Here is a 12,650-nt window from a genome sequence, read left to right on the forward strand (position 1 = left end):
GGCGTCTAATTGTCGTCCAGCACTTTGCGGGCGACGCGGAAACACTCCAACGCCTGCGGAACGCCGCAATAAATCCCGACCACGTGGATGATGGCGCGTATTTCTTCTTTGGTCACCCCGTTGGTGATGGCACCCCGGCAGTGGATTTCCCATTCATGCATCTTTCCCAGTGCTCCGATCATGGACAGGTTCATCATCGACCGCGTTTTTGCGTCGATCACGTCATCCCCCCAGCCAAAACCCCAGCACCAGGCGGTCATGGCTTCCTGAAACGGGCGGGTGAAATCATCTGCTGCTGCAAGGTTCTTTTCCACATAGTCCGCGCCCAGTGTATTCTTCCGTTGTTCCAACCCTTTCAGGAACAGGTCTTCGTCAAATAAGTCGGCCATTGTGGGTCTCCGGTTTGTCAGCGTGTCAGGCGGTGTTTGTATGCAGGATCGTAGTGCGAAATTATCAACTGGTGCATCTGTTTTAACCGGTGTGGCTGGTCCACTATGTCGTTATACCTGCGTGGCTTTAGGCCAGGGCCGGTCGATTTCGCAAGGGTGCCATTCCTTGAGCATCAGCGTGGTTGATCTATCCGCTCAAGGGCAGGGCAAACAGGTTATGTCTGCCAAGGGCGGGTTTCATTCCACGGCCTCGCGCATCCATTGTTGCAACTTGGCGATTGAGTGTTCGGACATCACACCGCAACCCGGATCCAGCACCAGCGGGCCGGGGCGGTAACCGCGAGATCTGAGGCCGCGATGGACGGATTCCACAAGCCGGATGTCTTCTTCGACCGTTGTTTCCCTGTCCTGAACGGCCAGTTGCCGGATCACCGCGCTTTCCGAACCACCTTCAGTGTACCAACCGCGCCAGACGGTGCAGTGATCCGTGTCACTTGCGTGCCAGTGATATGTGTTCAGCACATTGCCCGGGTAGCACTGGAACGAAAACATAGGCCACAGGAACCAAGACTGGTAATCGCCCGCATGAGGCACCGACAGGTCGATTGGGTAAGTCATCTTGTCGAGGCTCTGACATTCGGTCGTGTGGCGCAGCACGAAACCGCCGCCTGCATCGGGTTGGATGTCGTAGGTTTCGGGCTTGACGACACCTTCAGCGAAAGTCGGGTGGTTGCTCGGACAGTGATAGCATTCCGAATAATTCTCGACGCTGACCTTCCAGTTGCAGTGTTCCGGAATCTCGACCCACTCCAGCGGCTCGAGTTCGTCGATATGCGGGACGAATGCACGGATTTCCTGCCGTACTCCGGGATACCAGTCATCCATCGGCGCTGCCTTGTCGTCGAGATTGACGAAGATAAACCCATTGAAGATTTCGGTCCGGACCGCCGTCAGGCAGATCGCACTGCGGTCAAATCCGGGGACGGATTTGATATTTGGACCCGCGCGCAACTGACCTGACAATTCATAGGTCCACGCGTGATAGGGACAGACGACAACGCGGGTGTTTCCTGCGCCCGAGACCATTTCATGCGCACGGTGCTGGCAGACGTTATAGAAAGTGCGAATTTCGCCATCGCGCCCGCGAATGCAAAACAGGCTTTGCCCGGCAATCTCGAAGGCAAAGTAATCTCCTGTTTCCCGAACCTGCGCGACATGGCCTGCGAACTGCCATGTTCGGGCCAAAAGCCCCTGCATCTCCTTCTCGAAAATGGCGGGGTCGGTATAATATCGCGCGTCCAGTGAGTGGGTCAGCGGTGCGTTCATTCGGGTTCCTCCGCATAGATGCCAAGCTGATGGCGACGACGATGGAAACGTTCGACCCGTTCGACGATCTCGTCGCTGGATACCGCGATCACGAAAGACAGCAGCGTTTCCAGCAGCGCGATGGTCGAAACGGATGACGGGAAAAACTGTGGGGTATCTGCTGCGACGACAAACCCGTGATTGGCGTTCCGGATTACAGGGCTGGCCGGACTGTCCGAGATACCTATGACAGTCAGGCCCTGCTGACGTGCCTGTTTGACCGCCTCGATCACTTCGGTGCGGTAGGGATGACAGGTGATCGCAATCAGCACGTCCTGCTCATCGGCCCAGGCCAGATCGTCCATTGGGGTTGAACCGGGGCGGGGGATTGCATGAAACTGCTTCATCCCGGTCGAAGCCAGATAGGTAAAGTTGCGTGCGTTGGAGTTGTTGACGCCTACGCCGAGTGTGAAAATCTGGCGAGAATTCCAGATGGCTTCGGCAGCAGATTTCAGGCGGTTCGCGTCGATCCCTGCAAATGTTTCCTCGATATTCCGGATCGCGGCGCCGATCATATCGGCATACAGCCCGCCCAATTCACCGGACTTGCCGATGTCCTGAAGCCATCTGGCGCGGTCTGGAAACGACACGCGCCCTTTTCGGATCGCGTCGCGAAAGGGTTCGCGAAAATCTTCGTACCCTTCAAACCCCACTTGCCGTGCCATGCGCACGAATGTGTTGGGTTTGACCTTTGCCGCCTCGGCAATTTCGCGCACGGTTGAGACCCCTACATCCGTAGGGTTCTCCAGAACGTAACGCGCGGCTTTCTGCGCCTCAGGGGTCAGGGCGTCCCACTCTTCGGTCAGGCGGTCCAGAACAGTTGATGATACATTTGTGTCATTCATGATTGACGATGGTACAAATGTGGAATTAGCCTGTCGAGCAGAAAAGCGACTCGGGAAGAGGAAAAATCATGTCCGGGAATGAACTGCCGTCACACGCACGCGTGGTCATCGTCGGAGGCGGCGTCATGGGCGTTGGTCTGGCCTACCATCTGGCCCATGAAGGCTGGGGCGAAGAGACTGTTCTGCTGGAAAAGGCCGAGCTGACCAGCGGCAGTACATGGCATGCGGCAGGGCAGATTACGCATTCAACCTCAAGCTTTGGTCTGGGCAAATGCGTCGATTACAACATCAGTTTGTATTCCGGCCTGCTTGAGGCCGAGACAGGTCAGCCTGTCACATGGCATGGCTGCGGCTCGTTCCGTCTCGCATATACCGAGGATGAGATGGATTGGCTGCGCCATACCCTGTCGGTGGGCCGGTCGCTGGGTTTCAATATCGAACTTGTCGGTCCCGAGAAGGTGGCTGAACTGCATCCGTTTTATAACCTCGAAGGTGTTCTGGGCGCGCTGCATACACCGGATGACGGGCATGTGGACCCGACCAATGTGACCATGGCGATGGCCGCCGGGGCACGCCAGAAGGGCGTGCGCATCTTCCGCAGCTGCCGGGCGACGAACATCACGCAGGGCGCAAACGGCGAATGGATTGTTGAGACCGAACAGGGCACCATCATCTGTGAGCATGTGGTGAACGCGGGCGGCACCTACGCGCGCCAGATGGGCGAATGGTCCGGGCTGCAACTGCCCATGACGTCAATGACGCACCATTATTTCGTGACTGAGCCAGTGCCCGAATTCCAGAACTTGGACAAGGAACTGCCGGTGATCCGCGATGACCGCAAAGTCTCGGGCTATATCCGGATGGAGCAGCAGCGCGGCCTGATCGGAATATACGAGAAAGAGAATCCGAACTCGGTCTGGCATGATCACTGCCCTTGGGAGTATGAGAACTGGTTGTTCGACGCGGATTATGACCGGGTAATGCCATGGCTTGAGGAAAGCCTGAACCGGATGCCGATCTTTGCGGAACTGGGTATTCAACGCGATGTGCATGGGGCGATTTCGCACCCGCCGGACGGCAACCCCCTGATCGGTCCTGCGCCGGGTGTGCGGAATTACTGGTGCTGTTGCGGGACGCAGATCGGGATCGGCTGGGGCCCGGGTCTGACCCGAGAACTGGCGCGCTGGATGGTGCATGGGGCTGCCGATATCTCGATGCGGGATTTCGATCCGCGCCGCTTTGGCAGCTATGCCACCAAAGACTGGCAAGTGATCAAGGCGGAAGAAGATTACTGCTTGCGGCACGAAATCCCGTTTCCACACTTCAATCGGCTTGCAGGGCGTCCGATCAAGCCGTCGCCACTGTACGAATTGCTGAAATCCAAGGGCGCGGTACATGAAGAGGTCTATGGCTTCGAACGCCCCCGCTGGTTCGCCCGGGACGGCGTGGAACAACGCGATCACTATTCCTTCCGCCGCACCCCTGCCGACGACATGGTTGCGGCCGAGGTCAAGGCAGTGCGCGAACGTGTCGGCATCATGGATGTCACCGCCTTCACCAAAGTCGAAGTATCGGGGCCCGATGCTTATACTCTGCTGGATCGGTTGACTGCTAACAGGATGCCGCAAAAGGTTGGCTCGATCACGCTGACCCATATGTTGAACCGCCGTGGCCGGATCGAGTTGGAGACAACGATTGTCCGCATGGCCGAAGACCGCTTCTATCTGGTCTGTGCAGCGTTCTTCGAACAGCGCTTGCTTGATCATCTGGCGCATCATCGCAAGGGTGAAGATGTGCAGATCAACGCGCTGTCGTCAGAATGGTCGGCCTTGTCGCTGAACGGCCCCAGATCACGCGAAGTTCTGGCGCGCTGTACGGATACCGATCTGAGCAATGCCGGGTTCCGCTGGCTGTCGGCGCAAGAGGTCACCATTGCCGGTCATAAACTCTGGGCGTTTCGCATATCTTATGCGGGCGAACTGGGTTGGGAACTGCATATGCCTAACGCTGCCTGCCTTGATGTCTACAATGCGCTATGGGCTGCGGGCGAGGTGTATGGCATCGCGGACTATGGCAGTTTCGCCATGAACGTGATGCGGATGGAGAAGGGCTTCAAAGGGGCAGGCGAGCTGACAAACGAAGTCACGCTGGCAGAAGCTGATGTGCTGCGCTTTGCCCGTACGGACAAGGGCTACCTGGGCAAGGACAAGACGTTGAACACCGATCTGCCATGGGTATGTGCCTATCTGCAAGTCGAGCCGGATGGCGAAATTGATGGCCATGGAGGCGAGGCGGTGACGCTGGACGGGCGTGTCATAGGCTCGACAGCTTCGGTCGTATTCGGCCACACGGTAGGTAAGATATTGGCCTTTGCATACATCAAATCCGAAGCAGCAAAAGCGGGAACCGAGTTGGAGGTCGTGATTCACGGCAAGCCGCGTTCGGCCCGAGTACTGGATAAGCCCGCCTACGATCCAGACAGCCTGCTGCCCCGCACAGACGCATTAGTGGAGACCGCCTGATGAGCCTGCCCGCCACAATGAAAGCCATGGTCACGATGGGCCATGGAGGGTTAGAGCAGATAGTTCGGCACGATAACTGGCCGCGCCCTGAACCTGCGAAGGGCGAAGTGCTGATCAAGGTTGCGGCATGTGGGCTGAACAATACAGACGTCAATACGCGGTCGGGTTGGTACTCCAAGACGGTCACGGCCGCGACGACCGGTGGCGCGTTTGAACAGGTTGGTGAAGATGATCCCACCTGGGGCGGTAATCCGATCACCTTCCCGCGAATTCAAGGGGCCGATATCTGCGGATATATCGTTGCCGTCGGCGAAGGTGTTGATCGTGGGCGTATCGGCGAGCGTGTCATCACGGATGGCTGGTTGCGCGATCCGGTGGAACCCGACAATATGGACAAGACTGGCTATTTCGGCTCGGAACGGGATGGCGGTTTTGCCGAATACGCGACAACTCTGGCGGTGAATGCTGTGGCAATCACCTCGGACCTGACGGATGCTGAACTGGCAACTTTTTCCTGCTCTTACTCCACCGCCGAAGGCATGTTGACCCGTGCCAATGTGACCGGCGAGGATACGGTTTTGGTTCCAGGTGCTTCCGGCGGTGTGGGCGGCGCGCTTGTGCAACTGGCCAAACGGCGCGGCGCACGGGTGATCGCGATGGCATCCGAATCCAAACACGCGGACGTGGCCAGACTTGGCCCTAACGTCATTCTGCCACGCGCTCCTGCGAACCTGCGCGAGGCGCTGGGCGTGGAAAAGATCAGTGTGGTCGCAGATGTCGTGGGCGGACCATACTGGCCGAACCTGATCGACATATTGGAACGGGGTGGCCGCTATACCTGTTCGGGCGCAATTGCAGGCCCGATCGTCGAACTTGATCTGCGCACATTCTACCTGCGCGACCTGACCTTCACCGGTTCGACCGTCATTGACCCTCAGGTCATGAAGAACCTCGTAACATACATCGAGGCTGGTGAGATCAAGCCAGCGCTTGCCGCGACATACGCGCTGGAGGATCTCCGAGAAGCACAAGCCGCGTTCATCGCGAAAGAGCACACCGGCAACATCGTGGTGATGCCATGACGCTTGACGATGTTCTCGAAGCTGCCCGGCAAATGCACCATGCGCATCCGGGCCTTGCTGCGTTCGCGCCTTGGCCGGGTGATCTGACCCCGACGGGGTTGGATGCCGCACCCATTCCCGCAACGAGGCTGGTGGCAGCCTTCGATCTTGTTGAAGACACGCCAACCCGTGACTTGATCGCGGCGGTCAAAGCGACGGCGCATCTGGCACATTGGAAACATACCTACACCGAAGACGAAGTTGGTGCGGATTTCCTGAATCGATACGGCTATTATGAGCTGTTCGGTCCTACCGGACATTTTCACTCGACCCTGCTGCGTGGCTACATCGCATATTGGGGGGCTGGCCTGAATTACGATTGGCACAGCCATCAGGCCGAAGAACTCTACCTCGTTCTTGGCGGAGGTGCGTTGTTCAAGGTCGATGGGGACGAAACATATCTTGGAGCCAATCAAACACGCTTGCACGCAAGCTGGCAAAGTCATGCCATGGTCACCACAGATCAGCAGATCCTGACTTATGTTCTGTGGCGCGGTGAAGGCATGGGTGATCTGCCCCGGATGGATATCGCATGAAGATCAAATCTATCACAGTATTTCACGTCGACCTCCCACTGGAGCATCCATATTGGTTGTCGGGCGGGCGGCTGAAATTCGAAACGCTTGACGCGACAGTCGTGAAAATCGAAACCGATGCGGGGTTTGTTGGCTGGGGTGAAGGGACCCCATGGGGCCATACCTATGTGCCCGCGCATGGTCCGGGTATCCGCGCCGGAATTGAAACGATAGCGCCGTTCATTCTGGGCCTGGATCCGCGGCGGGTTCTGGATGTGGAACGGGTGATGGATCTTGCCTTGCCCGGGCACCTTTATGCCAAAAGCCCAATTGATATGGCCTGCTGGGATATCGCGGGTCAGGCGGCGGGTGTGCCGATTGCCGATCTGATGGGGGGTGGATCGCGGACACCGCGCCCGATAGCGTCCTCGGTCGGGGCGAAATCCGTCGACGAAACGCGCGCGGTCATAGAGCGGTACCGCCAGCGGGGCTACATCGCCCATTCCGTGAAGATCGGTGGTGACGTTGAACGGGACATCGCGCGTGTTCGCGATGTCGAGAGTATTCGGCGACCCGGCGAGATCGTTCTTTATGATGTCAATCGTGGCTGGACGCGTCAGCAAGCGTTGCGTGTGATGAGCACCTGCGCGGACCTGAATGTCATGTTCGAACAACCTTGTGAGACGCTGGATGACATTGCTGCAATCTCGGGGCTTCACCCGTCACCCGTTTCAGTGGACGAAAGCCTCGTGACTTTGCAGGATGCGGCCCGTATTGCCCGCGATGGTCTGGCTCAGATTTTCGGGATCAAGTTGAACCGCGTCGGCGGGCTGACCAAGGCTGCACGCATGCGGGATATCGCGCTGGCCCATAGGATAGACATGTTTGTAATGGCCACAGGCGGTACGGTTCTGGCCGATACCGAAGCATTGCATCTGGCCGCGACCATCCCGGATGACAACTGCCTTGCCGTATGGGCCTGTCAGGACATGATCACGGTCGATATTGCCGGGGGGCGTGGGCCCCGGAATGTTGATGGTCACCTGCATTTACCCGAAATGCCGGGGCTTGGAGTGCACCCAGATGAAAGCGCGCTGGGCGATCCGGTGGGGGTATATGAATGAAAATCAACAAGATAACGCTCTGGTCTGTTGATCTGACAAGTCACGAAACGTACCATATGGCTGAAGGTAAGACCTGCGCCACTGTGAAATCCCATGTCCTGAGCCTTGAAACGGACACCGGTCACAGGGGGTGGGGTGAGGTTTGCCCGATCCCGCATTACCTGCCGGCCTATGCGGATGGGGTGCCGGGTGCCATTGCTGAGATGGCGCCTGAAATCCTCGGGATTACCCCATTTGGTGCAGACGCCCCCATGCGCAAGCTGGACGGGTTTCTGCAAGGGCATCAATACGCGAAATCGATCGTCGATATCGCGCTTTGGGACCTGTTCGGTCAGGCGGCAGGGATGCCGGTTTATGCGGTGTTGGGTGGGCGAGCGCAGGCGGATATGCCGCTCTATCATTCAATCACTTGCATTGCGCCGGACGAGATGGCGCGCATTGCTAAATCCGCTTTTCAAACTGGTATCCGCCAGTTTCAGGTTAAGCTGGGCGTCGAGGGCGATTGGCAGGCGGATGCCGAACGGTTGATCAAAGTGCGCGAAGCCGTGGGAACCGGGCCATTGGTTTACGGTGACTGGAATTGTGGAGCATCGCGATTGCAGGCGACCCGTACCGGGCGTGCGGTGGCACATCTGGACGTGATGTTGGAACAGCCCTGCAAAACGCTGGAGGACTGTGCCGCTGTCCGTCAGGCTACCGGTCTTCCGATGAAAATCGACGAGAGTGCCTTTGATCTTGCCTCGCTGATGCGTGCGCATGACCTCGGGTGCATGGATGCGGTGGCGCTTAAACTTTCAAAATTCGGCGGATTGTCGGCAATGCGTCGTGCGCGGGACCTGACCGTGCATCTGGGCGCCGAGATTTGCGCGGAATGCACATGGGGGTCTGATATTATTACCGCGGCTTCACTCCACTTTGCGGCGTCGACGCCGAAGAGCTCCCTGATGAACACGTGTGACTTGTCGTCGTACGTGGCCCCGCGTCTGTGTCCTGATGCACCAAACCGTGAAAACGGCCGGATTGCTCCGCCCGAAGGTCCGGGATTAGGTGTGACCCCTGACCTCGAAATTCTTGGCACCCCGATTTTGGAGATTGATTGAGATGCTGAAGATCCAGACACAGTCCGAGTGGATAGCACGCGCAAAAGAGGTTCTTCCAGCTGGCGGTTTCGGCAACTTCGATCCGGGCATCATCATCGCCCGTGGTGAAGGCAGCCGTGTCTGGGACGAGGACGGCAACGAATATGTCGATTACCTGATAGGGTCGGGTCCGATGCTGCTGGGCCATGGCCACCCCGAGGTGATGGAAGCCGTATTGGAACAGTTGCCAAAAGGGATGACGTTTTTTGCAAACAACAGCAAGGGCATCGAATTGGCCGAGGCCATCATCGACGCCGTTCCCTGCTGCGAGCAGGTGCGCTTTGTCGCGTCGGGAGGCGAAGCCGACATGTATGCGATTCGCCTGGCGCGGGCTTATACCGGGCGCAGCAAGATCCTGAAGTTTGAAGGCGGTTACCACGGTATGAGCGCCGAGGCGCAGATGAGCCTTGCCCCAAGCCGCAGAGTTAATTTCCCGCAGGCTGTTCCCGACAGCGCCGGTATCCCCGACAGCGTGGCCGAGCAGATGCTGATCGCGCCCTTTAACGATCTGGAAGCCGTCGCTGCTTTGCTGGAGGAAAATGACGATGTTGCCGCGATTATGGTCGAGCCTTTGCAACGGATCATTCCGCCAATGCCGGGATATTTGCAGGGCCTTCGAACCCTGTGTGATCAACGTGGTGTGTTGCTGATCTTTGATGAGATCGTCACCGGATTTCGGCTGGCTTATGGCGGGGCGCAGGAACGATACGGGGTCACACCGGATATCTGCACTCTGGGTAAGATCACGGGCGGTGGCTTCCCTCTGGCTGCGCTCGGTGCCAGCGTCGAGATCATGAAGCATTTCGATAAATCGAAGGTCGGGGAAGAAGGTTGGCTGATGCAGTTGGGGACCCTATCAGGGAATCCGGTCGCCTCGGCCGCTGGGCTGAAGACGATGGAGATTCTGCGGCGTGATAGCGCGTACGAGCGTTTGCGCGCAATTGGAAAACACTTGCAGCAGATTCAGACGGACGCCTTGAATGAAGCGGGTATTGCGCATCGGATATGCGGTGACGAGACTTTGTTTGACATCTATTTCACCAACGCCGAATGTCGTGACTATCGCAGCGCAAACCATGATGATCCACAGCGTAACGCCACTTATAATGCGGTGCTGCGCGCCCATGGAATCTTCAAGTCTCCGGGCAAGCTTTATCCGTCGCTGGCGATCACCGATGCGGATCTGGAACAGACACGCATCGCCGTCCGTCACGCGGTTGATGCCATTTCCTGAAGGTTGGATGTATACAACGTAAACGGGTCGCTGTTGAGTTCAACAGCGACCCGCTACCTTTGGAAGTCGGGGGTCAGCCTCGCCCCCTCGAATACTGATTAAATCACCGGCAATCTGAAAACTTTTCGATACTTTCGAGACTGACCCGACTTCCTCATCGGTATGTCACTTTAATGCCCGAGAATCTCGGCGGTCACAGTGATCAAGTTCACACTGCCTTAAATTAATTTGAATTTTTCCAATCAAAAAAACCTGGACCCGCCTGTTCCAACAGTTCCGCTGCCATCGTGCGGGCCATTTCTGGCCCGTCTTTGACAGAACCGGTCACTTCTCTGTTCACGGTGTCCGACCCATCTGGGCGCAGGACTTCGCCGCGCAGCCTTAAGTTGTCTCCGTCCAGTTCCGCCAGGCCAGCGATCGGAGTTTCGCAAGACCCGTCCAGCGCGGCCAGCAAGGTGCGTTCGGCGGCCAGCCGCCATCCTGTTTCCGCGTGATGAATCGCTTCAAGCATTTCAGCCGCGCGTATATCGTTGCTACGCCGTTCGATGCCAATGGTACCCTGTGCAATCGCGGGCAGCATGTCATCCGGAGAAATGGCGCTGGCTGGAATCTCGTCCATGCCCAGACGGCGAATGCCAGCCATGGCCAGAAAAGTGCAATCCGCGACCCTGGCTTCCAGCTTTTTCAGCCGCGTCTGCACGTTCCCGCGAAACTCGACCACTTTCAGATCCGGCCGCCGGTTCAGCAGCTGTGCCCGGCGCCGCAAAGACGAGGTGCCCACGACGGCCCCTTCAGGCAGATCGTGGATCGAGTTAAGGCGCGGCGAGATGAAAGCGTCACGCACATCCTCGCGCGGAAGGAATGTGTCCAGAACCAGCCCTTCGGGCTGCTCAACAGGCATGTCTTTCGTTGAATGCACGGCGATATCGATTTCGGCGCGCAACATCGCCTCTTCGATTTCCTTGGTGAACAGGCCCTTGTTGCCGATTTCCTTCAGGGGACGATCTGCATCGATCATAGCGCGATTGTCGCCAGTTGTCTTGATCACGACGATTTCAAAGGCCGCTTCGGGTAGATCGAAGGCATCGCTCAGACGTTGGCGCGTTTCATAGGCCTGAGCCAGAGCCAGCGGCGAACCACGAGTGCCGATTCTGAGGGGCGATGCGGGGGTGGGCAGGGTCAAAGTCATGTGCACAGCTTTAGTCGCGTCACATTGCCCTGACAATGGGGGCTGAGCTTGACAAATTGCCGCCGAAGGACGACCCGTTGCCAAAACCGGAAGACTGGGGGCGAATATGGCCGAGACAAAGAAACTGCTGAGGGCGCTGGCGGGCGAAGTACAGGATGTGCCGCCAATCTGGATGATGCGCCAGGCGGGTCGGTATCTGCCGGAATACCGGGCTACCCGTGCCCAGGCTGGGGATTTTCTGTCATTATGCTATAACCCGGAACTGGCCGCCGAAGTCACATTGCAGCCAATCCGGCGCTATGGGTTTGATGCTGCGATCCTGTTTGCCGATATCCTGCTGGTACCGCAGGCGCTGGGTGCGGATTTATGGTTCGTGACCGGTGAAGGCCCACGTTTATCGACCATCACGCGGCAAGCGGAGTTTGATGCGCTGAAACCGGTTGACGCGATTCATGAGACATTGTCGCCCGTTTATGAAACGGTTCGGATCCTGTCGCGAGAATTGCCGTCTGAGACCGCGTTGATCGGGTTTGCCGGCGCGCCCTGGACAGTCGCGACCTACATGATCGCCGGGCGTGGAACACCCGATCAGGGACCAGCTCACGCTCTGCGAGAAAGCGATACTGTTTTATTCGAGGCGCTGCTGGATCGCATCACGGCCGCAACAATCGAGTATCTGTCGGCTCAGATCGACGCCGGGGCTGAGGTGGTCAAGATTTTCGACAGCTGGGCGGGTTCCCTGAAAGGTGAGGCGTTTCGCAGATACGCTGTGGAACCATGCCGTGTGATTACGCAGGCCATCAAGGAGCGTCATCCCGGCATTCCGGTGATTGGTTTCCCGCGCGAGGCGGGGGAGGGGTATATTGGATTTGCCAAGACGACTGGCGTGGATTGCGTCGCGCTGGACAACTCGGTGTCGCCCGATTGGGCCGCCAGACATGTACAGATTGATGGTTGTGTACAGGGAAACCTGGCCTCGTCGCATATGGTGACCGGTGGACAGGCTCTGGTGGAAGAGACGCGGCGGATTGTCGAGGCGTTCTCGAACGGGCCACACATCTTCAACCTGGGTCATGGGATCACGCCGGATGCCGATCCTGAGAATGTTCAGTTGATGATCGATACGGTGCGCGGGCGGTAGTCAGATTAAAGGGGGCCAGCCCCCTTCTTGGCCTGCGGCCAATTCATCCCCCGGGATATTTTGCGC

Annotated in this window: 11 protein-coding genes; 7 read left to right on the forward strand and 4 right to left on the reverse strand. The window is 57.9% G+C overall.

What is annotated here, in order from left to right; genetic code table 11:
- Positions 1-5: 5 nt before the first annotated feature.
- The 3 genes from ACR3E2_RS15100 to ACR3E2_RS15110 form a co-directional block, all read right to left on the reverse strand.
- Positions 6-389 (reverse strand): carboxymuconolactone decarboxylase family protein, encoded by a 384-nt coding sequence (locus ACR3E2_RS15100; protein ID WP_480482962.1) that lies wholly within the window; start codon positions 387-389, stop codon positions 6-8.
- Positions 390-626: 237 nt separating this feature from the next.
- Entirely contained in the window at positions 627-1,715 is a 1,089-nt protein-coding gene (locus ACR3E2_RS15105) for an aromatic ring-hydroxylating oxygenase subunit alpha (RefSeq protein ID WP_480482964.1), read from the reverse strand.
- Positions 1,712-2,599, reverse strand: a complete 888-nt coding sequence (locus ACR3E2_RS15110) for a MurR/RpiR family transcriptional regulator (RefSeq protein ID WP_480482966.1) — start codon at positions 2,597-2,599, stop codon at positions 1,712-1,714. The genes ACR3E2_RS15105 and ACR3E2_RS15110 overlap by 4 nt, the downstream gene beginning before the upstream one ends.
- Before the next feature lie 68 nt (positions 2,600-2,667).
- Here ACR3E2_RS15110 and ACR3E2_RS15115 point away from each other — a divergent pair, with 68 nt between their 5' ends.
- Genes ACR3E2_RS15115 through ACR3E2_RS15140 form a run of 6 tightly spaced genes read left to right on the forward strand, consistent with a single transcriptional unit; the run spans position 2,668 to position 10,254 of the window.
- Entirely contained in the window at positions 2,668-5,121 is a 2,454-nt protein-coding gene (locus ACR3E2_RS15115; RefSeq protein ID WP_480482968.1) for an FAD-dependent oxidoreductase, read from the forward strand.
- Positions 5,121-6,203, forward strand: coding sequence for an alcohol dehydrogenase family protein (locus ACR3E2_RS15120; RefSeq protein ID WP_480482970.1), 1,083 nt, complete (start codon positions 5,121-5,123; stop codon positions 6,201-6,203). The genes ACR3E2_RS15115 and ACR3E2_RS15120 overlap by 1 nt, the downstream gene beginning before the upstream one ends.
- Complete coding sequence (locus ACR3E2_RS15125; protein ID WP_480482972.1) at positions 6,200-6,778, forward strand: dimethylsulfonioproprionate lyase family protein; 579 nt, start codon at positions 6,200-6,202, stop codon at positions 6,776-6,778. Before ACR3E2_RS15120 ends, ACR3E2_RS15125 begins: the two co-directional genes overlap by 4 nt.
- Entirely contained in the window at positions 6,775-7,881 is a 1,107-nt protein-coding gene (locus ACR3E2_RS15130) for a mandelate racemase/muconate lactonizing enzyme family protein (protein ID WP_480482974.1), read from the forward strand. Before ACR3E2_RS15125 ends, ACR3E2_RS15130 begins: the two co-directional genes overlap by 4 nt.
- Complete coding sequence (locus ACR3E2_RS15135; RefSeq protein WP_480482976.1) at positions 7,878-8,981, forward strand: mandelate racemase/muconate lactonizing enzyme family protein; 1,104 nt, start codon at positions 7,878-7,880, stop codon at positions 8,979-8,981. The genes ACR3E2_RS15130 and ACR3E2_RS15135 overlap by 4 nt, the downstream gene beginning before the upstream one ends.
- A 1-nt stretch (position 8,982) precedes the next feature.
- On the forward strand, positions 8,983-10,254 hold the full coding sequence (locus ACR3E2_RS15140) for an aspartate aminotransferase family protein (RefSeq protein WP_480482978.1): 1,272 nt from the start codon (positions 8,983-8,985) through the stop codon (positions 10,252-10,254).
- Between the two features lie 223 nt (positions 10,255-10,477).
- Here the strand turns inward: ACR3E2_RS15140 and hemC are convergent, their stop codons facing one another.
- A complete protein-coding gene (gene hemC / locus ACR3E2_RS15145; RefSeq protein WP_480482980.1) occupies positions 10,478-11,443 on the reverse strand; it encodes a hydroxymethylbilane synthase in 966 nt (321 codons plus the stop codon).
- Between the two features lie 106 nt (positions 11,444-11,549).
- Here hemC and hemE point away from each other — a divergent pair, with 106 nt between their 5' ends.
- Positions 11,550-12,584, forward strand: coding sequence for a uroporphyrinogen decarboxylase (hemE, locus tag ACR3E2_RS15150; RefSeq protein WP_480482982.1), 1,035 nt, complete (start codon positions 11,550-11,552; stop codon positions 12,582-12,584).
- The last annotated feature ends 66 nt before the right edge of the window (positions 12,585-12,650 follow it).

It is taken from the genome of Ruegeria sp. AL7, from assembly GCF_056536105.1.

Excerpts from the sequence above, each read along its gene's own strand:
- hemC (WP_480482980.1), bottom strand. The coding sequence starts at position 11,443 with ATGACTTTGACCCTGCCCACCCCCGCATCGCCCCTCAGAATCGGCACT.
- ACR3E2_RS15110 (WP_480482966.1), bottom strand. The coding sequence starts at position 2,599 with ATGAATGACACAAATGTATCATCAACTGTTCTGGACCGCCTGACCGAA.
- ACR3E2_RS15125 (WP_480482972.1), top strand. The coding sequence starts at position 6,200 with ATGACGCTTGACGATGTTCTCGAAGCTGCCCGGCAAATGCACCATGCG.
- hemE (WP_480482982.1), top strand. The coding sequence starts at position 11,550 with ATGGCCGAGACAAAGAAACTGCTGAGGGCGCTGGCGGGCGAAGTACAG.
- ACR3E2_RS15115 (WP_480482968.1), top strand. The coding sequence starts at position 2,668 with ATGTCCGGGAATGAACTGCCGTCACACGCACGCGTGGTCATCGTCGGA.
- ACR3E2_RS15130 (WP_480482974.1), top strand. The coding sequence starts at position 6,775 with ATGAAGATCAAATCTATCACAGTATTTCACGTCGACCTCCCACTGGAG.
- ACR3E2_RS15100 (WP_480482962.1), bottom strand. The coding sequence starts at position 389 with ATGGCCGACTTATTTGACGAAGACCTGTTCCTGAAAGGGTTGGAACAA.
- ACR3E2_RS15140 (WP_480482978.1), top strand. The coding sequence starts at position 8,983 with ATGCTGAAGATCCAGACACAGTCCGAGTGGATAGCACGCGCAAAAGAG.
- ACR3E2_RS15135 (WP_480482976.1), top strand. The coding sequence starts at position 7,878 with ATGAAAATCAACAAGATAACGCTCTGGTCTGTTGATCTGACAAGTCAC.
- ACR3E2_RS15105 (WP_480482964.1), bottom strand. The coding sequence starts at position 1,715 with ATGAACGCACCGCTGACCCACTCACTGGACGCGCGATATTATACCGAC.
- ACR3E2_RS15120 (WP_480482970.1), top strand. The coding sequence starts at position 5,121 with ATGAGCCTGCCCGCCACAATGAAAGCCATGGTCACGATGGGCCATGGA.